Here is a 19,405-nt window from a genome sequence, read left to right as displayed (position 1 = left end):
TAAGGGCGCCCCGCGCCCGAGTCGACCCCGCCTCTCCCAATAGTCTTAAGGGAAGGAATCCGCCGGGGCAAACCGGGGATTCCCCACCCTCGCGCCCTCATGCAGGAAGCGTTCCTGTCGGATCTCCGACATCCCCGACGAGGGAGCCCGGCGGTGGGAGCCTGCGGAGGGAGCCTCAGCCCCGCGACGCCCGCCACGCCTGATAGCGCGCCTTGGTCTCCTCGTTGGGCGGATAGAGCCCCGGCAGCGCCGCGCCGCCGATGACCTCGCCATGGACCCAGCCCTCGAACAGTTCCTGCTCGAGCGCGGCTTCCGCGACCGCGGCGACCATGGCCTGCGGGATCACCACCGCGCCGTCGCCGTCGGCGACGATCACGTCGCCCGGAAACACCGCCGCGCCGCCGCAGCCGATCGGCTCGTTCCAGCCGACGAAGGTGAGCCCCGCGACCGAGGCCGGCGCCGCGACGCCCGCGCACCAGATCGGCAGGTCGACCGAGCGCACGCCCGCGCCGTCGCGCATGACGCCGTCGGTGACGAGCCCGGCGACGCCGCGCACCTTCATGCGCTGCACGAGGATGTCGCCGAAGATGCCGGCATCGGCCACGCCCATGGCGTCGGCGACGCAGATGACGCCCTCGGGCATCGCCTCGATCGCGGCGCGCGTCGAGATCGGCGAGGCCCAGCTCTCGGGCGTCGCGAGATCCTCGCGCGCCGGCACGAAGCGCAGTGTGAACGCCTCGCCGACGATGCGCTCGAACCCGCCGGAGGTGTAGGGCATCGGCCCGCTGAGATAGGAGCGGCGCACGCCCTTCTTGAGCAGCACCGTGGTCAGGGTCGCGGTCGTGACCTTCTCGAGCGCGGACTTCAGTTCGGGCGTGAGCGACATGGAGAACTCCGGTTGGCGAAACAGCAAAACGGTGAGCAGGCGGTCCTGCGGGCGCAAGGCCGCCCCGGACGAGATCGAATGCGGCGTTACATAAGCCCGAACCACCAGGTCGCCAGACCGAGCACGGCGAAGAAGCCGACGCAGTCGGTGACGGTGGTGACGAACACGCCCGAGATCACGGCCGGATCGCCGCCGACCTTCTCGACCGCGAGCGGGATCGCGACGCCCGCGAGGCCGCCGGCGACCAGATTGCCGACCATGGCGCCGCCGATCACGAAGCCGAGCCGCGGGTCCTGATACCAGGCCCAGACGATCAGGCCGACGATGACCGCGAAGGCGAGGCCGTTGATCAGCGAGACCATGATCTCGCGGGTGACGAAGCGCTTGAGATTGAGCCGACCGAGCTCGCGCGTGCCGAGCGCGCGCACGGCGACGGTCATGGTCTGGGTGGCGGCATTGCCGCCCTGCCCCGCGACGATCGGGGCGAGCGCGGCGAGCGCGACGATCTTGGCGATCGTGTCCTCGAAGGCGCCGATCACGGACGCGGCCAGGAACGCGGTCAGCAGGTTGACGAAGAGCCACAGGAAGCGGTTGCGCGTCGTGTACATGACCGACGACGACAGTTCCTCGTCGCCGACGCCGTGCATGGCGCGGAAGTCCTCTTCGGCCTCCTCCTTGACGACGTCGACCACGTCGTCGGCCGTGACCACACCGACCAGCCGGCGCCCGTCGTCGACCACCGGCAGCGAGATCAGATTGTGGCGTTCGAACAGGCGCGCGACCTCCTCGCGGTCCTGGTCGGCGCGGACGACGAAGCCCTCCTCCTCGACCAGATCCGAGATGCCGACCGGCCGCTTCGACCGGAGCAGCCGGTCGAGCGGCACGACGCCGACGAGCCGGTAGGTCGGGTCGACGACATGGATCTCGTAGAAGTCGTCCGGCAGGTCCGCGGTTTCGCGGCAATAGTCGATCGTCTGGCCGACGGTCCAGAACGGCGGCACGGCGATGAAGTCCGTCTGCATCAGACGGCCGGCCGATTCCTCCGGATAATCGAGGCTGCGCTCGATCGACAGGCGCTCGGCCGAGGGCATGCGATCGAGGATCGCGCCCTGATCGGCCGCGTCGAGATCCTCGATCAGATAGACCGCGTCGTCGGAATCGAGCTCGGAGATGCCCTCGGCGACGGTCGCCGGCGGCAATTCCTCGATCAGGGCCAGACGCACCGAGTCGTCGAGCTCGATCAGCACGCCGAAGTCGAAGTCCGGTCCGAGCAGACGCACGAAGTCGGTGCGCCGCGCCGGGGTCAGCGCGCCGATCAGATCGGCGAGATCGGCGCCGTAGACATCCTCGGTCAGCTGCTTCAGACGCGCCGAATCCGCGGCATCGACGGCATCGGCCACGGCTTCGACGTATTCGGACCGCATGGTCCCATCCGCGTCGCGCGGTTCAGGCGACGCTTCCCGCGCGATGGTGGGCGACGGTTTTTCAGTCTCGTCGAGGCTCAAGATCCCTCCTCCACCCTCCCCGGGAGCCGGTCCGCCGGGAGATCTAGCCCTCTCGCGGACCGGATGCCACGCAAAAACGTCACACCGGCCGAGATCGACCGCACGGGACGAATTTTGCTGTGGCGCCGAAACCCGACGACGCGTTAACCCGCTGGTCAGAATAAACCGACTAACGTGGTTAACAGCGTCTTGCAGGCGCAAGTGGATGGGTCCATCCGCCGGTGCCATGCGGTAGAATTTGAGCGGAACGCGGGACGACGAGCCCCGCGACCAGGGTCGGGCGCCGCGGCGCCCCGGACGGGCGACCGCCTCGGATTGCGGCGAGCGCCGGCCCTTGTGATCGGAGTGCACGATGTCTTTGAAGCGGATCGGACAGTTGGCCGCCCTGATGGGTGGAGTGGCGATCGGGGCCGGCGCGGCCTTCGCGCAACAGGCGCCGTTGATGCTGGGTCCGTCGTCTCCCGCGCCGCGTCTGGCGACCGCCGATCCGATCACGACCGGCACGGCCACGCCCGCCGATCCCGCCCTGAAGAAGGTGCAGCAGAAGCCGAAGCCGGCCGCCGCCGGTGCCGCCAAGCCCGTCGCCCCCGGCGCGGCTGCCGCCCCGGCGCGGCGCCGAAGCCAAAGACCGCCAAGGCTGCCAAGCCGGCGAACCCGGCCGCCAAGGTGCCGGCCGAGGCGCGCCGCGCGATCCAGATCGCCAACCTGACCGCGCAGGCGACCCCGCCGGTGCACAATCACGTCTCGATCCCGGTCAAGACGCAATGCCCGGGCAACCCGGACGCGATCGGCGTCAGCCGCGTGATCAAGGTCGACACCACCGGCGGCTTCTACGTCGGCCAGACCTACCTGACCCGCATGCCGACGCTCGAGCCGAAGGAGGTCATCCTGACCTTCGACGACGGCCCGATGGCCGGCCGCACCGACCGCGTGCTCGCCGCGCTCGACCACGAGTGCACCAAGGCGACCTTCTTCATCGTCGGCCAGATGGCCAAGGCCTATCCGGAGACGCTGCGCAAGACCGCCGCCGCGGGCCACACCATCGGCTATCACACGATGACGCACCCGCTCGAGCTCCGGAAGTGGCCGTTCGAGAAGGCGTCGGGCAACATCCGCGACGGCTGGCAGACGGTCGACCACATCCTCTACGGCACGGCGGGCGACAAGCCGGCGACGCCGTTCTTCCGCTATCCGGGCCTGTTCAATTCGCGGCCGGTCAACGAGTGGTTCAACCAGATGGGCGTCGGCGTCTTCGCCATCGACGCCGCCGGCAACGACTGGCTGAAGAACCATCTGACGCTGGCCGACGGCCCGAACGTGCTGAACGAGGCGCTGAAGGAACTGGAAGCGCGCAACGGTGGCATCCTGCTCCTGCACGACATCAAGGATTCGAGTTCCTCGATCGTCGCGCCGCTGCTCGTCGAGCTGAAGAAGCGCGGCTTCAAGATCGTCCACATCATGCCGAAGAACCCGCCCCCGGCGCTGGTCGCCGGGCCGGTGCAGGCGTCGTTCCCGACCATCGCCGAGACCACTCTGCCGGTCCAGGAACGCCGCGTCGGCACCTACGGCACGGCCCAGCAGCTCGCGCAGGAACAGGCGGGCCGCTCGGGCAAGAACTCCGCGCAGCCGCTGCCGACCTATCAGCCGCAGACGGCGCTCGCCGTGCCCGCGGCGCCGGCCGTGAACGCCCGGCCACTGCCCAGCGCCGCTGCCGCCGTCGAACCGCTGACCACGCAGTCCGTGCCGACCACCCAGGCCGCGGCCCTGCCGCCCCAGCCGGCCGACGACGGCTGGTTCGCCTCGACCGCCTCGGCGTTCCGAGGCATGGGCAACGCGATCGGCCTGTGGTGAGCGTCGTGCGCCGCCCCGATATCAAGACGAGCCGCCGGCGAGCCACCGCTCCCGGCGGCTTCTTCATGCGCGCGCTGCTGCTGGCCCTGGCGCTCGCGACGGTCGCCCCATCGCGCGGCCACGCGGCCGATTGCCCGAATCCGAATGCGCTCGGCACCAGCCGCGTGATCGAGATCGACACGCGTCATGGCCGCTTCTTCGGCACCAAGAGCTATCCCGAGACCCTGCCGCTCGGCGATCATGAGATCGTGCTCACCTTCGACGACGGTCCGGCCGGCAAGACCACCGATGCCGTGCTCGAGGCCCTGCGCAAGGAATGCGTGAAGGCGACGTTCTTCATCGTCGGCGACATGGCCAAGGCGCATCCCGAGCAGCTGAAGCGCATCGCCGCCGAGGGCCACACGATCGGGCATCATTCGATGACCCATGTGATCATGACCACGGTCCCCTTCGCCCGCGCGAAGGACGACATCGCCGGCGGCTGGCATACCGTCGACCGCATCCTCTATGGCGAGGCGCACGACCGGCCGCGAACGCCGTTCTTCCGCTTCCCCGGCTTCGCGCCGACGAAGGAGACCGCGGCCTGGCTGTCGGATCTCGACGTCGGCGTGTTCGGGGCCGACTTCTGGGGCTCGGACTGGATGCCGATGACCGCGCAGCAGCTCCTGGATCAGGTGCTGCTCCGGATCGAGACGCGGCGCAGCGGCATCCTGCTGCTGCATGATATCCACGCCCATACGGCCGCGATGGTCCCCGAGCTGCTGCGCGAGCTGCACCGTCGCGGCTGGAAGGTCGTCCACATTGTGCCGAAGGGCGGCGCCTGAGGCTCGCGCCGTCAGGCGAGCGACTCGACCACCTCGCCGAACACCGCCACCAGCGCCTGATCGAGCTTCGGCCCCATCGCCTGCAGGATGCCGTAGGCCTCACGGGCCGGCATCGGCGGCTTGTAGCTGCGCCGTTCGATCAGCGCCGCGAACACGTCGCAGATCGTGACCAGCCGGATCAGATCCGAGATCTCGCCGCCCTTCAGGCCGTTCGGATAGCCCGAGCCGTCGAGCATCTCGTGGTGGTAGAGCGCGACGTCGGCGATCTCGCCGGCCGTCTCCGGGAACCGGCGCAACATCTCGTAGCCGACGGTCACGTGGCTGCGCACCAGACGGATCTCGTCCGGCGTCAGCTTGCCCGGCTTGTCGATGACGTGCTTCGGCACGACCGACTTGCCGATGTCATGGAAGAACGCAGACAGAAACAGCCGTTCCATGTCGGCAGCGCCCAGCCCGAGCACGCCGCCGAAGGCGACCGCGATCGTCGTCACCAGCGAACAATGCTGGATCGTCGTCTCCTGGTTGGCGGAGATCGCGTCGACGAGCAGCATCAGCGGCGCCACCTTGAGCCGCTTGTCGAACTCGCTGCTCAGGTTCTCGTAAAAGGTCGCGTCATAGTGCGTCACGGAGGCGAACATGCCGAACGCCGCCGTCGTGGCGTTGAACACGGTGTTCGCGACATCGTGCGCCTCGGCGATGCGTTCCTTGCGCGTCGAGATCGTCTCGGCGTCGATATAGCCGACCAGCCGCAGCAACCCGTCGATGTTGGGATGGGTGTTGCAGGCGTAGCGGATGCCGAGGTCGTCGAGCCGCAGGATGTCGCGGCCGTTCAGCAGCCGTCCGCACGCGATGGTGCGGTTCAGTCGGGTCGCCCCGCCCTGCCGGCTCCAGCGCCGCGCCGTCTCGGCCGTGCGGCAGTCCCACACGATATAATGCGAACTCTCGGGCAGTTCCGGCTCGTCGAGCGGAACGACACGCACGTCCAGTCCCGACCGCTTCAATTGGGCGGACAGGTCGATCACCTCATCAGGTGCTTGGCAGATCAAAGGCGTGACGGCCATGAGATGTCCCAGCGATTTCCAGCCGGGCTATTATGCCGCCAAGATCTATCCAAAATTACAACGCATGCCCTCGCGTCGCGCTTTAGTATGAGGATTGATCGTCAGTTCTACTGAGGGCCGAAGCGCAGCGCCCCCATTCCGAAAATGCAGAACGCGAACCCCGAGCGCGAATCGCACGTTCGGATCGGACGCCTGGCATTCCGGGCGCGGCGAGAGCAGGCCGGTGCCGGCCCTGCGGTGCCGACAAACGAAAACCGGCCCCGGATCGAATGATCACGGAGCCGGTTTTCGTTTGCGCATCCGATCTCTTGTGGGATCGGATGGTGCGGTCGAGAGGACTCGAACCTCCACCCTGTTACGGACTAGCACCTCAAGCTAGCGCGTCTACCAATTCCGCCACGACCGCAAACTTCGTTTCCGCCGCCGAACCCGACGCCGGTTCCGAAGTGGCGCCTCTCTAACAAATCGGATTCGGCGGGGCAAGCCTCCCCTTGTGGATAAGAGAGGAAAAGTTCCCCGACCCGCATCGGGCTGTCACGCACCGCCCGACTTGACCCGCTTCACGGTCTCCCGCGGCCGGCTGGTCGGCGGGCGGAACAGCACTTCGGTGATGGTCACGCCGATGTGGTCGCCGCGCAGGATCACCTGCCCACGCGCCACCGGAATGTTGTTGGCGAGGATCGAGACGTCGTCGCTCTCGCGCGCGTCGAGCTCGATCACGGCGCCGCGGCCCATGCGCAAGAGCTGGTGGATCGGCACCAGCGTGTTGCCGAGCTGGACCGAGATATCGACGACGATATTGTCGAACGGTGTCATTGACTGTTCCCGCCGCCGCGCGGAGTGATTACCTGAAGACCGACCAGCCGGGACCAACCGCGACCGACGCTCGCTCCGCCCGACGATTCCCGCCTGAAGGAGTTAACGAAACCTTGCCTGCCGATGGTTACCGGATCGTTAAGACGCCCGATGGAACGGCCGCGCCGGCCGAGGGTCCTGCCGTGGCCGTGGCCGCCAGCGATGCCCCCGCCGCGCGCCGGCGCGACGATCTCGGCGCGGGCGCCGGCCTTCGGGCCGCGCCCGACGCACCGCCGGTCGAATGGGTGATCGCCGACGGTCTCGTGGACTATCCGGACGCCGTCGCCGAGATGGAGGCGCGCGTCGCCGCCATCGCCGAGGGCCGCGCCGCCGAACGGGTTTGGCTGGTCGAGCATCCGCCGCTCTACACGGCCGGCACCAGCGCGATCGCGACCGACCTGCTCGCGCCCGACCGCTTCCCGGTCCACGAGACCGGCCGCGGCGGCGAGTTCACGTACCACGGCCCCGGCCAGCGCGTGGCTTATGTGATGCTCGATCTGAAGCGCCGCCGCCCCGACGTCCGGCGTTATGTCGCCACGCTGGAGGAATGGCTGATTGCGACGCTCTGGGCCTATCACCTGCGCGGCGAACGGCGCGACGACCGCGTCGGGGTCTGGGTCCGCCGCCCGGACAAGCCCGACATCGCGCCCGGCGTCCCGGCCGAGGACAAGATCGCCGCGATCGGCATCCGGATCCGCAAATGGGTCACGTTCCACGGCATCGCGCTCAACGTGGAACCGAACCTCGAGCACTTCAGCGGCATCGTGCCGTGCGGCATTGCGGGCTATGGCGTGACCAGCCTGGTCGACCTCGGCCTGCCGGTGACCATGCCGGAAGTCGACATGGTGCTGCGCGAGACCTTCGAGGCGCTGTTCGGCCCGACGGTCCGCGCCTGAGCGCGGGTCGCGTGCGTTCAGATCGTCGCGATCACGTCGAAGCCGCCGTTCGGCCGCGGTCCGTCCCAGGGCAGCCGCGTCACGCGCGTGACCGCCGCGGCGCGCGGCCCCGTGCCGCAGCGCGCGATCATGGTCTCGACCGCCGCCGCCTCGCCGCAGAACAGCGCCTCGACCGAGCCGTCGCGGCGATTGCGCACCCAGCCGACAAGCCCGAGCTCGGTCGCGTGGCGCCGCGTCCATTCGCGGTAGCCGACGCCCTGCACCCTGCCCTCGATCCCGATCCGCGCGACCGTCAGTCCGGATGGCATGCTTGGATGTCTCCCGTCGGGGCGCGCAGGCCCGTCCGCCGCCGCGCCCTATGCATGGTCCATGAAGTGACCTAAGGAGATGCGGCAAAACCCCGGATTCCGGCGCTGTCTGCGACAGAATAGATCGGGCGCCGAGGCAGCCGCAACGTGGTTTGATCTGGACGGACGACAGGTTTCCGCTAAGCTTCGGCGCCCCTCGGAAAGCCCCCTCAGGCGTCCATGGACCTGTTCGATTTCAATACGGTGAGCATGCTCGTGCTGGACGCGACCGAGGATGGGGTCGCGGCGGTGCGCGAGTTCGCGCGCGGCTGGACGACGCCGATCGATCTGGTCGAGACGGCGACGGTCGATGACTGCCGCCGGCGCCTCGGAACCCACCGCTTCGACATCGCGCTGATCGACATCGACACCCCGCGCGCGGCCTCCGACGATCTCGGCGAGGCGCTGCGCCGCCATGGCCGCATCTTCGTCGCCGCGACTTCGGCCCAGCCGCTGCGGCCGCTGTCGCAGTTCAAAACGCTGCGGCCTTACGACCTGCTGCTGAAGCCCTATCGACGGGACGCGCTCGGCGCCCTTTTCGCGCCTATGACAAGGTCTCCGCGCCGGTCCGCGCGCTGGTGGTCGACGAGTCGGAGACGGTCCGGCGCGTGATCGCGCGGGTCGTCGGCATGAGCGCCTTCGCGATCGCCGTCGAGGAGACCGGCGACGGCGCCGACGCACTGGCGCGGCTCGGCGCCTCAAGCCCGACGGAACGCGGCTACGACCTGCTCGTCATCGATGTCACGGCCGACAGCTACGACGCCGTCGAGCTGATCCGGCGCGCCCGCGATCTGCCCCGCCCCCCGCATGTGATCGCCATGTCGGACGAACCGGAGCCGGTGGTGCGCCGGCGCGTGCCGGCCACGCTGTGCGAACCCTTCCTGCACAAGCCGTTCTTCCCGGTCGACGTCGATCGCAGCCTGCGCCGCTTCCACGGCCTGCCCGAACCGATCGCCGCCAGCCTGGACGCGGCTCAGCGGCCCGCGGCGGCGCGCTGACGCTCGGGCGCAGCCGGTGGGCAATCCGATGCCGATCTAGGTCGCGGCCTGCGGCGCCGGCTCGCCGGCGAGCGTCGTGATGATCGCGCCCGGCAGCTGGTCGACGCGCTCGAGCACCATGCGCGCCCCGGCCCGCGTCAGTTCCTCGACGCCGCCATAGCCCCAACCGACGCCGATCGTGCCGATGCCGTTGGCGGCCGCGCCGTCGACGTCGTGATGGCGGTCGCCGATCATCACCTTCGACACCGCGGCGAGCCGCTCGGTCTCGACGATGTAGCGGATCAGCGCCGGCTTCTCGGCCCGCGTGCCGTCGAGTTCCGAGCCGTGGATGGCGCGGAACCGGCGCGCGAGGCCGAAATGCGCCAGGATGCGCTCGGCATAGACCCGCACCTTGGACGTGGCGAGCACCAGCTCGACGCCCGCTTCGGCCAGCCGGTCGAGCGCCGCCTCGATGCCCGGATAGACGGCGTTCTCGTAGAGCCCGACCGTGCCGTAGCGCTCGCGATAGGCGGCGACAGCCGCCGCGACGAGGCTCTCGTCGGTCGTGTCGAGCAGCTTGCGGAAGGCGTGGGTGAGCGGCGGGCCGATCACCCAGGAAAGATCCGCATCGGCCGGCAGCGGCCGGCCGAGCTTCTCCATCGCGTGGCGGACCGAGCGCGTGATGCCCGGATAGGGATCGGTCAGCGTGCCGTCGAGATCGAACAGCGCCACCGCCTGCGGCCGGCGCCCCTCGTCATCGGGCCCGTTTCCGTCCCGGTCGGAAGCGGCGCTCACGCGAATTCCATGATCACGGCGTCGACCGCCAGGCTGTCGCCCGGCTTGGCCTTGACCGCCTTGACCGTGAGATCGCGCTCGGCGCGCAGCACGTTCTGCATCTTCATGGCCTCGACCACCGCGAGCGTCTCGCCGGCCTTGACCTCCTGGCCCTCGACCACCTCGATGGTGACGACGAGGCCCGGCATCGGGCAGAGCAGGAAGCGCGAGGTATCCGGCGGCGCCTTCTCGGGCATGAGCTTGTCGAGCTCGGCCACCTTCGGCGTCAGCGTCTTCACGACCGCCGAGACGCCCCGATAGCCGAGGATCGCGCCATTGGCCACCGGGCGGACCTGGATCGCCACGGCCTCGCCGCCGATCTCGCCCTCCCAGATCAGATCGCCCGGCACCCAGCGCGAGACCACCGTCACCGGCTCGGACGCATCGCCGATCGTGAGATCGAGCTCGATCGGCACAGAGGCAAAACCCTCTTCGATCGAAACCGGGACATAGTCCTTGTCGATCTTCACGACCCAGTCGCTGCGCAGCGCGCCCGCCGACGGCCGGAGCCGGTTCGGCAGCGCCTCGAGCCGGTCGCGGCGGATCACCTCCATGGCGACTGAAGCGGCCGCGAGGATGCGCTTGGCCGCGGCGTCGGCCTGCGTGACCGCGAAGCCGTCCGGATACTCCTCGCGGATGAAGCCGGTCGACAGCCGGCCCTCGCGCCAGCGCTCGTGCTGCATCAGCGAGGTCAGGAACGGGATGTTGTGCTGGATGCCGTCGATCACGAAGGCGTCGAGCGCATCGGCCTGCGCCTCGATCGCCTCGATGCGGCTCGGCCCATGGGTGACGAGCTTGGCGATCATCGGATCGTAGAACATCGAGATCTCGGAGCCCTCGACGACGCCCGTGTCGTTGCGGACCGTGATCGCGCCGTCGGAGCCCTCCTCCGGCGGCCGATAGCGCACGAGGCGGCCGATCGACGGCAGGAAGTTGCGGAACGGATCCTCGGCATAGATGCGGCTCTCGACCGCCCAGCCCGACAGCTTGACGTCGGTCTGCCTGATCTCGAGCGGCTCGCCGGCGGCGACGCGGATCATCTGCTCGACCAGATCGATGCCGGTGATCAGCTCGGTCACCGGATGCTCGACCTGCAGACGGGTGTTCATCTCGAGGAAGTAGAAGTTCCGGTTCTGGTCGGCGACGAACTCGACCGTGCCGGCCGAATCGTAGTCGACGGCCTTGGCGAGCGCCACCGCCTGCTCGCCCATGGCGCGGCGGGTCGCCTCGTCGAGCAGCGGCGACGGCGCCTCCTCGATGACCTTCTGATTGCGGCGCTGGATCGAGCACTCGCGCTCGCCGAGGTAGACGACGTTGCCGTGCTTGTCGCCGAGCACCTGGATTTCGATGTGGCGCGGGTCGACGATGAACTTCTCGACGAACACGCGGTCGTCGCCGAACGACGCCGCCGCCTCGTTCTTCGACAGCGTGTAGCCCTCGCGGCACTCGGCGTCGTTCCAGGCGATGCGCATGCCCTTGCCGCCGCCGCCGGCCGAAGCCTTGATCATGACCGGATAGCCGATCTCGCGCGAGATCTCGACCGCATGGTCGGCGCTCTCGATCACGCCGAGGAAGCCCGGCACGGTCGAGACCTTGGCGGCGTTGGCGAACTTCTTCGATTCGATCTTGTCGCCCATCGCCTCGATGGCGCGCGGGTTCGGGCCGATGAAGACGATGCCCTTCTCCTTCAGCGCCGCCGGGAAGGCCGCGCGCTCGGACAGGAAGCCGTAGCCCGGATGCACCGCCTCGGCGCCGGTCTTCAGGCACGCCTCGATGATCTTGTCCTGCAAGAGATAGGACTGCGCCGCCGGCGGGGGCCCGAGATGCACGGCCTCGTCGGCCATCTCGACGTGCACCGCGTCCCGATCCGCATCCGAATAGACCGCCACGGTCTGGATGCCCATCTTGCGCGCGGTCTTGATGACGCGGCAGGCGATCTCGCCGCGGTTGGCGATCAGGATCTTCTTGAACATGGAAGGGACCCGGCCCCGTTCTTTTTGGGTTGTCGTGGGCTGTTGTCTTAGGCGCTCGCCGAGACGACCGCAACTTGGCCATAAGCCGCAATTCGTCGCTCCCCCGCCCCCTTTTCGGGGGCTCAGGGCAGCACGGACGGGCCGCCCTTCAGCGGCAGAGCTTCATGCGTTCGTTGAGCGTGATCTGCGCGATGCGGTCGCGGTCCTGCGGCGTGTAGGCGAGCGTGTTCGGATCCTGCACCTTGCAGCCGTCGTTGCCGAAGGCCGCGATGCCGCGCGCGTCGGTGAAGCAGAAGCCGAGCCGCTTCATGATCGAGGCGCGCTGCCGCCAGAGCTCGGTGCAGGACATGGCCTGATAGTTCTGCGCCATGGCCGGCGCGACCGTGGCAACAGTGACCAGACCCAGCAGGACGGCGCGCGCGGCGATCGCGCGCGCGCGCCGGACGGAGACGATCCGATCCGACGCCCCGGTCACAGGCAGCCCTTCATCTGTTCGACGCGCTTGATCGTCGCGGCGTTGGTGCGCTCGATGCGGCTCAGCGGCACGGCGTTCTCGGAATCATACTGGCAGCCGGCATTGCCGAAATGCCGGATCGCGCGCGGCGTCTTGAAGCAGTAGCCGCGCTCCTTGTAGATCGAATTGCGCATCTCCCAGAGGATGTCGCACTGGGCCCGCCGCATCAGGAAGCCCTCTGGAAACACGTCCTGATCGGTGCAGCCGATGTCCTCGTAGCAGGCAGCCTCGGCCACCGCCGGGATCAGCAGCGCCGCGGCGAGCGACGCCGCGAACAGACCCGCCCGCGAAATGTCGGCTCTCGCAGCCCCGATTCTCGAAACGCCAGTTCTCGCAACCATCGTCATATCTCCTGTCGAAATCCGGCAGCAAAAACAGACGGGACGAGGATCACGGTGACCGATAGGCCGCCCCGCGCCGGTCCGGACGTTTTAGACCAACGCCGGAGCGGCGTGAAGGCGCCGTGCCCACGCGTCCGGCGTGCGGCCGCCGATCGCCGAGGCGGAAACGCAAAACGCCGGGCACGAGGCCCGGCGTTCGGATCGGTTGTCGTGAGGCGACGCGCCCCGCTCAGAGCGGGATGTTGTCGTGCTTCTTCCAGGGGTTCTCGAGCTGCTTGTCGCGCAGGAGCCGCAGCGCGCGATTGATGCGCGAGCGGGTCGAGTGCGGCATGATCACGTCGTCGATATAGCCGCGCTCCGCCGCCACGAACGGGTTGGCGAAGCGGTCCTGGTACTCCTTGGTGCGCGCCGCGATCTTCTCCGGATCGCCGAGCTCGGAGCGGTACAGGATCTCGACCGCGCCCTTGGCGCCCATCACCGCGATTTCGGCGGTCGGCCAGGCGTAGTTGAAGTCGCCGCGCAGGTGCTTGGAGCTCATCACGTCATAGGCGCCGCCATAGGCCTTGCGCGTGATCACCGTGATCTTCGGCACCGTCGCCTCGGCATAGGCGAACAGGAGCTTGGCGCCGTGCTTGATCAGGCCGCCGTATTCCTGCGCCGTGCCCGGCAGGAAGCCCGGCACATCGACGAAGGTCACGACCGGGATGTTGAAACAGTCGCAGAAGCGCACGAACCGCGCCGCCTTCTTCGAGGCGTCGATGTCGAGCACGCCGGCGAGCACCATCGGCTGATTGGCGACGATGCCGACCGTGCGGCCCTCCATACGGGCGAAGCCGACGAGGATGTTCTTGGCGTGATTGCCCTGGACCTCGAAGAAGTCGCCCTCGTCGACGACCTTCAGGATCAGCTCCTTCATGTCGTAGGGCTTGTTCGGATTGTCCGGCACCAGACTGTCGAGCGAGGCGTCGACCCGGTCCGGATCGTCGTGGCTCGGGATCTCGGGGAGCGCCGCCTTGTTGTTCGACGGCAGGAAGTCGATCAGCCGGCGCATCTGCAAGAGCGCCTCGACGTCGTTCTCGAACGCGCCGTCGGCCACCGAGGACTTGGTCGTATGCACCGAAGCGCCGCCGAGCTCCTCCGAGGTGACGATCTCGTTCGTCACGGTCTTCACGACGTCCGGGCCGGTCACGAACATGTAGGACGTGTCGCGGACCATGAAGATGAAGTCGGTCATCGCCGGCGAATAGACGTCGCCGCCCGCGCAGGGACCCATGATCACCGAGATCTGCGGGATCACGCCGGAGGCGAGCACGTTCCTCTGGAACACCTCGCCATAGCCGCCGAGCGCCGCCACGCCCTCCTGGATGCGCGCGCCGCCGGCATCGAACAGGCCGATGATCGGCGCGCGGTTCTTCAGCGCCATGTCCTGCAGCTTGACCATCTTCGCCGCGTGGGTCTCGGAGAGCGAGCCGCCGAACACGGTGAAATCCTTGGCGAAGACATAGACGATGCGGCCGTTGATGGTGCCGGAGCCGATCACCACGCCGTCGCCGGGGATCTTGGTCTCGCCCATGCCGAAGTCGTTGCAGCGGTGCTCGACATAGATGTCGATCTCCTCGAACGACCGGTCGTCGAGCAGGCACTCGATGCGCTCACGCGCCGTGAGCTTGCCGCGGGCGTGCTGGGCCTCGATGCGCTTCTTGCCGCCGCCGTCGCGCGCCTGCTCGCGCCGACGCTTCAGTTCCGCGAGGATCTCTTTCATGGAAGGCCCGTTCGTATCCGTCAGATCGTGCAACCAGCTGCACCAAGTGGCGCAGCAATTACCACGCACCGGAATGCCGGCAAAGTGAGCCGAAGGGCGAAGGGCGGAGGCTTTCGGTCGCGGGGGCGGCCCTCGGCCGATGGCGGGGCTGATCGGCAGCCGGATCGCCCTCGCCCCGCCGCCGCACACGGCAACGCCGCCCGCCCCGCCCTCGCGCCGCACGAGCGGTGGGGGAGCCGCGCCCGCCGAGCGGCGCGGCTCGTGTCATCAGACCGTCTTGCCGCTCAGTTGAACCACTTGGCGTAGACCTTTGCGGTCGCGCCGGTCTCGCCCGAGATGTGCAGCCACTGGTCGACGAAAGCCTTCAACGCGCCGTCGCGCTGCAGCCAGTAGCCCTTCTCGGCGAAGTCGAACGGCTTGTCGGGATGCACCGCGCAGAGCACGCCGGGATGCAGCTTCTGCTGGAACAGCGTCTCGGACGCGTCGGTGATCATGACGTCGGCGTTGCCCTTGGCGACCTCGTCGAACACCTCGACGTTGTTCGGATGCACCTTGATCTCGGCCGTCTTGAAGTTCGCCCGGTCGAAGCGCTCGTTGGTGCCGCCCGGATTGACGATCACGCGCACGCCTGGCTTGTCGATGTCGGCGACGGTCTGGAACTTCGCGACATCGCCGCAACGCACGATCGGCGTCTTGCCTTCCCGCATGATCGGGATCGTGAACAGGCCCTTCTTCTGCCGGTCGAGCGTGATCGAGACGCCGCCCATGGCAACGTCGAACTTGTCGGCCTCGAAGTCCTTGGCGAGCGTCGGCCAGGAGGTGCCGACCAGCTCGAGCTTGACGCCGAGCGCGGTCGCCAGCGCATTGGCCATGTCGATGTCATAGCCCTCGTACTGGCCGGTCTCCTTGTTCAGATAGGTGAAGGGCCGGTAGTCGCCGGTCGTGCCGACGCGCAGCACGCCGCGCGAGACGATCTCGTCGAGCCGCGAGGCTTCGGCGGCGACGGTGGGAGCGGCCAGCGGCGCGGACACCGCGACCGCGAGGCCGGCGGCAAGGGCGAGGGTGCGGACACGGCGGGGGATGGACGCGAACATGCGGTCGGGCTCCTCTCGGACAGACGGCCTCTTCCGGGCCGCCGCCTCAGCCTAGCCGAGCCGTGGGCGCTGTCGACGGGCGCCCGCGCCGGCGACGGAAAATTCCGAGCGCCATCCACACCGCCGACGCTCAGTTCTTGTCGCCGCGCGCGATCTTGTCCCAGCCGAGTTCCTGCAGGATCGACATGCCGTTGTCGGTTTCTGTCGGCTTGGTCTCGTTCTTCACGACCTTTTCGCGCGCGACCGCGGTCTTGTGCAGATCCTCGTCCCCGTACTGCCCGACGCGCGACGACAGGTCGTGCTTGCCATTTTCCGAGTCGAGCTTGTTCAGGATGTCCGACATGGTCGACGAGATCGATCCATGCTCGTGCCACATCGTCTGGATGTCGTCGATCGACGCGTTCTCCTTCGACATGGTTTCGAGCGAGGGCTTCTCCTGCTCCTCGATGTCACGGCTGATCACGGAGAAGATGTCCTCGGACTCGCGGCTCTGGACGCCGCCGGTCTGCGAAAAGTCGTGATCGGTTTCGACTGACAAGATCGCCTCGTTGACGATTTGGTCGACCTTCCGCTGCTCGGATTCGGTCAGATGCAGCCCGCCGCCCTTGTATTCGGGGACATAGGCGGTCACGTCGTCGCCGAGAACCTGCGTGGAATCGAATTTCGAGTCATCGAGGCTCAGCGCCAGGTTCTCGGCATTCTCCTGCATCTTCATGGCATGGGCGATCGCCAGCTTGGCGGTCTCCATGGTCAGCGGCGTACCCTTGTCGGCCTTGATCTCGCTCTTGAGCGCGATCATGTCGAAGCCGTTGAGACCGAACTCCTTGCCGGGGGCGTTGAGGAAGTCGCTCTTGATCTGCTTGTTCTCATCGCGAACCGACGACGAGAAGAAGCTCTTGACCCGCGCCAACCCGACGTGGCTGTCGCTCTTGGCGATCAGGCCGCCGTCTTCGCTCTTGCTGAGGCCGACCAGTCCCGAAATGGTGTTCTGATCGAAGATCCGGGCAATACTCGAATTCGAGATCGACGATGCAGACATGGCGCCCCCCCGTTGTTGGCCTCAGCCGCGGATAATCGTGAAATTGAAATCGTCGGCCGGCTCGGCCTTTGCGGCCTCCGGTGCGATCAGGGTCGGCAGCCTGCCGCGCCAGAACCGGATCGCCTTGACCGCCTCGAGCAGGCGGCTGTGCAGTGTCTCGGCCGTGAGGCCGCGCGGATCGGCGTGGTCGATCCAGACCCAGGCGCCGACGTCCTCGTCGATGCCCATCACGCCGCTGCCATGCAGCATCGAGGCGACGTTCGCCATCAGCACCGCCGCGACGAAGCGCGCATCGGTGCGGATGCCGGTCATGTCGAGGGGCGAGCGCAGGATCAGCTTGGTCCCGCCCTCTTCGAGCGAGACCGTGATCTCGACGTCGTCGAAGCTCAGCGCGAACAACCCGTCCTCGAAGGCGAGGCCCGGCAGGCCGGCGTAACGACCATAGTCATCGATCAACCGGTCGATCTGCGCACGCTCCTCCGTCGAAACCGCCATACCTCACCCCAACGCCTCGGCCGGACCCCGGCGACCTCGGCCAGTCGGGGCGAAAATGACGCACCTGCGGTAGGCTGCGTGTGCCGTTGGCAACAGGGCTTTCGATTCGGGGAATTTTGTGCGGTCGCGATCAGACGCGCCGATCGACCGCCAGGAAGGAGACCGCCGCGTCGAACTCCGTCCGGCGATGTGCCAGCCGCGCCTCGGCCTCCGCGTCGCGACCCCAGACTTCGAAGCTCCAGTGCTCGTCGACGTGGGCGGCCTCCCAGGCCGCATCGGCATCGAGCCGGCCGCGCGCCAGCGCCAGCGCGACCAGCGCCGAGCCGGTCAGTGTCGTGACCGTGTGCAGGCCCGCCAGCGCCCAGGGCCCGTAGGCGCCGAAGGCCTTGCGCACCGCCATCAACGCCTCGGCATCCTGCGCCACATGGATGACGCCGTCGGCGACCAGGAAGCGCGCGCCGAGCGCCTCCTCGGCCCAGTCGAGGATCGGATCCCACAGCGCCGTCTGCCGTTCGACCAGCCGCTCGGGCTGCTCGGCGCGGTAGCAGATCAGGTCCGTGCCGGCATATTTCGCGGCGTCCTCCGCGACCTCGACCATCCGGTCGACGACGCCGTCGACCACCGAGTTGGCGAGACGCGTCACCGGCATGGTGCCCGGATCGATCTCGCTCCCCTGCCCGCGCCACTCGGCCGCGATGACGTCCGCGAGCGCCGCGGTCGGCACGACGAGCGGCCGTTTCGCCGGTGTCTTCATCGCCCGGCCGTCGAGCGTCACGCGGAAACCACCATCGACCGTCTCGACCGCAACGTCCTTGTAGAAGCGCTTCGGCAGATCGCGCTTGGCCAGGTTCTTCGCCCGCCGGATCGGGTCGGCCTCGCCCCCCTCGGGCCCGTCGCCCACGTCGAGGGAGAAGAAATCTCTCGGATCGGACATGTCTCTCACCAACCGAACAGCCGCGCGATCGTCGGCGCGACCTCCTCATAGGTCTCGACCACCGCATGCGCGCCGGCGTTGCGGAGCGCCGCCGGATCCTGATAGCCCCAGCCGACCCCGATCGCCAGGATGCCGGCCGCGCGCGCCATCAGCATGTCGTAGCTGGAGTCCCCCACGATGACGGTCCGCGTCGCCGGGACACCGGTCTCGGCCAGCGCGCGCATCACCATCGAGGGATGCGGCTTCGACGGGTGGTCGTCGGCGGTCTGCACGGTCACGAAACGCCCATGCAGCCCGTGCAGATCCACGATCGCGGCGACCCCGCGCTTCGACTTGCCCGTGGCCACGCCGAGCAGCACGTCCGGCCGCGCCGAGAGCGCATCGAGGCAGGCGGCGGCGCCCGGAAACAGCGGCTCGTGGTGGTCGGGAGCCATCCGCAGTGCATGGAAGGCGTTCTTGTAGGCGTCGGCGAGGCCCGCATGCGGCGCCTCGGCCGGCGCGAGCGCCCGGATCGCCTCGGCGATCGACAGGCCGACGATCCCGAGCACCGCATCGCGGCCGGGCGCCGCGAGCCCGTGCGCGGCGAAGGCGCGCGTCATGGCGGTGACGATCATGTGCTGGCTGTCGACCAGCGTGCCGTCGACATCGAACAGGACGAGATGAGGATCCACGCGGCGTTCCGGACTGACAGGTTGGGGCGTCGGCATCCCGACGCCGGGCCCGCCATCGGATGGCCGCCCGACGCGCTTGCCGCGAGGTCTCCGGTCGAGACCCGGCGTTCCTATCATGCCGAAGGACGGCTTGCGACCGTCAAGGCGGGCGACGCCCCGACGGCCCGTGCCTCACGCCGCGGCCGATAGCGCACGAAATCGCATACCGCCGCCGGCCGCAATGCGCCACGGAGGCTCGGTCGGCAATCGGACGGATCGGTGCGGCGATCAGTTGCCGACGGCGCGGAACTTCTGCAGCGAGGCGAGATCGCGCTTGCGCGATTCGATGACACCGTCCGCGAGGCGCCGCAGCTCGGGATTCGATCCCTTGAGCTTGACGATCTCGGCCAGCGACACCGTCTCCTGGTAGCGCGAGATCAGGGCATCGACCAGCTTGGAGTCGACGTCCCGCCCCTGCGGGCCGGACGGCGCCGAGCTCGGCGACAGCGCGACCACCGGTGCCGGAGCCTGCGGCTCGGCCGCGGGCGGCTGCACGTCGGCGGCCGC

The 19,405-nt window shown here is 68.4% G+C and carries 21 protein-coding genes and 1 tRNA gene; 5 read left to right on the top strand and 17 right to left on the bottom strand.

The window, feature by feature from the left end; translation table 11 throughout:
* Positions 1-175: 175 nt before the first annotated feature.
* Positions 176-886 carry a ribonuclease activity regulator RraA gene (locus ABS361_04795; protein XBY45600.1) on the bottom strand — a complete coding sequence of 237 codons (711 nt, stop codon included), beginning with the start codon at positions 884-886 and terminating at the stop codon, positions 176-178.
* Between the two features lie 86 nt (positions 887-972).
* On the bottom strand, positions 973-2,310 hold the full coding sequence (gene mgtE, locus ABS361_04790) for a magnesium transporter (protein ID XBY45599.1): 1,338 nt from the start codon (positions 2,308-2,310) through the stop codon (positions 973-975).
* Between the two features lie 747 nt (positions 2,311-3,057).
* On the opposite strand from mgtE, the gene ABS361_04785 reads away from it, so the two are divergent.
* Together ABS361_04785 and ABS361_04780 are read left to right on the top strand one after the other, a co-directional pair.
* Positions 3,058-4,242 (top strand): polysaccharide deacetylase family protein, encoded by a 1,185-nt coding sequence (locus ABS361_04785; protein ID XBY45598.1) that lies wholly within the window; start codon positions 3,058-3,060, stop codon positions 4,240-4,242.
* Positions 4,243-4,247: 5 nt separating this feature from the next.
* Positions 4,248-5,066 (top strand): polysaccharide deacetylase family protein, encoded by an 819-nt coding sequence (locus tag ABS361_04780; GenBank protein ID XBY45597.1) that lies wholly within the window; start codon positions 4,248-4,250, stop codon positions 5,064-5,066.
* A gap of 11 nt (positions 5,067-5,077) precedes the next feature.
* On the opposite strand, the gene ABS361_04775 is transcribed toward ABS361_04780, so the two are convergent.
* From ABS361_04775 to ABS361_04765, 3 genes are all read right to left on the bottom strand, one after another.
* Positions 5,078-6,046, bottom strand: a complete 969-nt coding sequence (locus ABS361_04775) for an HD domain-containing phosphohydrolase (GenBank protein ID XBY45596.1) — start codon at positions 6,044-6,046, stop codon at positions 5,078-5,080.
* Positions 6,047-6,448: 402 nt separating this feature from the next.
* Positions 6,449-6,533, bottom strand: a tRNA-Leu gene (locus tag ABS361_04770).
* A 128-nt stretch (positions 6,534-6,661) separates the two neighbouring features.
* Positions 6,662-6,943 carry a FliM/FliN family flagellar motor switch protein gene (locus ABS361_04765; protein ID XBY45595.1) on the bottom strand — a complete coding sequence of 94 codons (282 nt, stop codon included), beginning with the start codon at positions 6,941-6,943 and terminating at the stop codon, positions 6,662-6,664.
* Here ABS361_04765 and lipB point away from each other — a divergent pair.
* Positions 6,937-7,878 carry a lipoyl(octanoyl) transferase LipB gene (gene lipB, locus ABS361_04760; protein XBY45594.1) on the top strand — a complete coding sequence of 314 codons (942 nt, stop codon included), beginning with the start codon at positions 6,937-6,939 and terminating at the stop codon, positions 7,876-7,878. The genes ABS361_04765 and lipB overlap by 7 nt on opposite strands.
* Before the next feature lie 17 nt (positions 7,879-7,895).
* On the opposite strand, the gene ABS361_04755 is transcribed toward lipB, so the two are convergent.
* Positions 7,896-8,186, bottom strand: coding sequence for an acylphosphatase (locus ABS361_04755; protein XBY45593.1), 291 nt, complete (start codon positions 8,184-8,186; stop codon positions 7,896-7,898).
* Positions 8,187-8,405: 219 nt separating this feature from the next.
* On the opposite strand from ABS361_04755, the gene ABS361_04750 reads away from it, so the two are divergent.
* The gene (locus tag ABS361_04750) at positions 8,406-8,837 is read left to right on the top strand and encodes a hypothetical protein (GenBank protein XBY45592.1); all 432 of its coding nucleotides are present in this window, start codon (positions 8,406-8,408) and stop codon (positions 8,835-8,837) included.
* Positions 8,834-9,223 (top strand): response regulator, encoded by a 390-nt coding sequence (locus ABS361_04745; GenBank protein XBY45591.1) that lies wholly within the window; start codon positions 8,834-8,836, stop codon positions 9,221-9,223. Before ABS361_04750 ends, ABS361_04745 begins: the two co-directional genes overlap by 4 nt.
* A 36-nt stretch (positions 9,224-9,259) precedes the next feature.
* Here ABS361_04745 and ABS361_04740 read toward each other — a convergent pair whose 3' ends face one another.
* The 11 genes from ABS361_04740 to ABS361_04690 all read right to left on the bottom strand — a co-directional run bounded on the left by ABS361_04740 (position 9,260) and on the right by ABS361_04690 (position 19,393).
* A complete protein-coding gene (locus tag ABS361_04740; protein ID XBY45590.1) occupies positions 9,260-9,997 on the bottom strand; it encodes an HAD hydrolase-like protein in 738 nt (245 codons plus the stop codon).
* Positions 9,994-12,009, bottom strand: coding sequence for an acetyl/propionyl/methylcrotonyl-CoA carboxylase subunit alpha (locus tag ABS361_04735; protein ID XBY45589.1), 2,016 nt, complete (start codon positions 12,007-12,009; stop codon positions 9,994-9,996). The genes ABS361_04740 and ABS361_04735 overlap by 4 nt, the downstream gene beginning before the upstream one ends.
* A 148-nt stretch (positions 12,010-12,157) precedes the next feature.
* Positions 12,158-12,484, bottom strand: coding sequence for a YARHG domain-containing protein (locus ABS361_04730; protein XBY45588.1), 327 nt, complete (start codon positions 12,482-12,484; stop codon positions 12,158-12,160).
* Positions 12,481-12,864 (bottom strand): YARHG domain-containing protein, encoded by a 384-nt coding sequence (locus ABS361_04725; GenBank protein XBY45587.1) that lies wholly within the window; start codon positions 12,862-12,864, stop codon positions 12,481-12,483. The genes ABS361_04730 and ABS361_04725 overlap by 4 nt, the downstream gene beginning before the upstream one ends.
* 229 nt (positions 12,865-13,093) lie before the next feature.
* A complete protein-coding gene (locus ABS361_04720; GenBank protein XBY45586.1) occupies positions 13,094-14,626 on the bottom strand; it encodes an acyl-CoA carboxylase subunit beta in 1,533 nt (510 codons plus the stop codon).
* Positions 14,627-14,910: 284 nt separating this feature from the next.
* A complete protein-coding gene (locus ABS361_04715; protein XBY45585.1) occupies positions 14,911-15,720 on the bottom strand; it encodes a transporter substrate-binding domain-containing protein in 810 nt (269 codons plus the stop codon).
* Positions 15,721-15,850: 130 nt separating this feature from the next.
* Complete coding sequence (locus ABS361_04710) at positions 15,851-16,759, bottom strand: hypothetical protein (protein XBY45584.1); 909 nt, start codon at positions 16,757-16,759, stop codon at positions 15,851-15,853.
* Positions 16,760-16,780: 21 nt separating this feature from the next.
* Entirely contained in the window at positions 16,781-17,254 is a 474-nt protein-coding gene (locus tag ABS361_04705) for a type III secretion system chaperone (GenBank protein XBY45583.1), read from the bottom strand.
* Positions 17,255-17,384: 130 nt separating this feature from the next.
* Positions 17,385-18,188 (bottom strand): ATP12 family protein, encoded by an 804-nt coding sequence (locus ABS361_04700; protein XBY45582.1) that lies wholly within the window; start codon positions 18,186-18,188, stop codon positions 17,385-17,387.
* Between the two features lie 5 nt (positions 18,189-18,193).
* Positions 18,194-18,859 (bottom strand): HAD-IA family hydrolase, encoded by a 666-nt coding sequence (locus tag ABS361_04695; protein ID XBY45581.1) that lies wholly within the window; start codon positions 18,857-18,859, stop codon positions 18,194-18,196.
* Positions 18,860-19,126: 267 nt separating this feature from the next.
* On the bottom strand, positions 19,127-19,393 hold the full coding sequence (locus tag ABS361_04690; protein XBY45580.1) for a hypothetical protein: 267 nt from the start codon (positions 19,391-19,393) through the stop codon (positions 19,127-19,129).
* Positions 19,394-19,405: the final 12 nt, after the last annotated feature.

It is taken from the genome of Ancalomicrobiaceae bacterium S20, assembly GCA_040269895.1.
Classification (GTDB): domain Bacteria; phylum Pseudomonadota; class Alphaproteobacteria; order Rhizobiales; family Ancalomicrobiaceae; genus Methyloraptor; species Methyloraptor flagellatus.
This window is presented reverse-complemented; position numbering and strand designations above follow the sequence as displayed.

What these genes read in the sequence shown, in the direction of transcription:
- ABS361_04795 (XBY45600.1), bottom strand. Translation starts at nt 886, where the DNA reads ATGTCGCTCACGCCCGAACTGAAGTCCGCGCTCGAGAAGGTCACGACC.
- mgtE (XBY45599.1), bottom strand. Translation starts at nt 2,310, where the DNA reads ATGCGGTCCGAATACGTCGAAGCCGTGGCCGATGCCGTCGATGCCGCG.
- ABS361_04765 (XBY45595.1), bottom strand. Translation starts at nt 6,943, where the DNA reads ATGACACCGTTCGACAATATCGTCGTCGATATCTCGGTCCAGCTCGGC.
- ABS361_04755 (XBY45593.1), bottom strand. Translation starts at nt 8,186, where the DNA reads ATGCCATCCGGACTGACGGTCGCGCGGATCGGGATCGAGGGCAGGGTG.
- ABS361_04750 (XBY45592.1), top strand. Translation starts at nt 8,406, where the DNA reads ATGGACCTGTTCGATTTCAATACGGTGAGCATGCTCGTGCTGGACGCG.
- ABS361_04735 (XBY45589.1), bottom strand. Translation starts at nt 12,009, where the DNA reads ATGTTCAAGAAGATCCTGATCGCCAACCGCGGCGAGATCGCCTGCCGC.
- ABS361_04725 (XBY45587.1), bottom strand. Translation starts at nt 12,864, where the DNA reads ATGGTTGCGAGAACTGGCGTTTCGAGAATCGGGGCTGCGAGAGCCGAC.
- ABS361_04720 (XBY45586.1), bottom strand. Translation starts at nt 14,626, where the DNA reads ATGAAAGAGATCCTCGCGGAACTGAAGCGTCGGCGCGAGCAGGCGCGC.
- ABS361_04715 (XBY45585.1), bottom strand. Translation starts at nt 15,720, where the DNA reads ATGTTCGCGTCCATCCCCCGCCGTGTCCGCACCCTCGCCCTTGCCGCC.
- ABS361_04710 (XBY45584.1), bottom strand. Translation starts at nt 16,759, where the DNA reads ATGTCTGCATCGTCGATCTCGAATTCGAGTATTGCCCGGATCTTCGAT.
- ABS361_04705 (XBY45583.1), bottom strand. Translation starts at nt 17,254, where the DNA reads ATGGCGGTTTCGACGGAGGAGCGTGCGCAGATCGACCGGTTGATCGAT.
- ABS361_04700 (XBY45582.1), bottom strand. Translation starts at nt 18,188, where the DNA reads ATGTCCGATCCGAGAGATTTCTTCTCCCTCGACGTGGGCGACGGGCCC.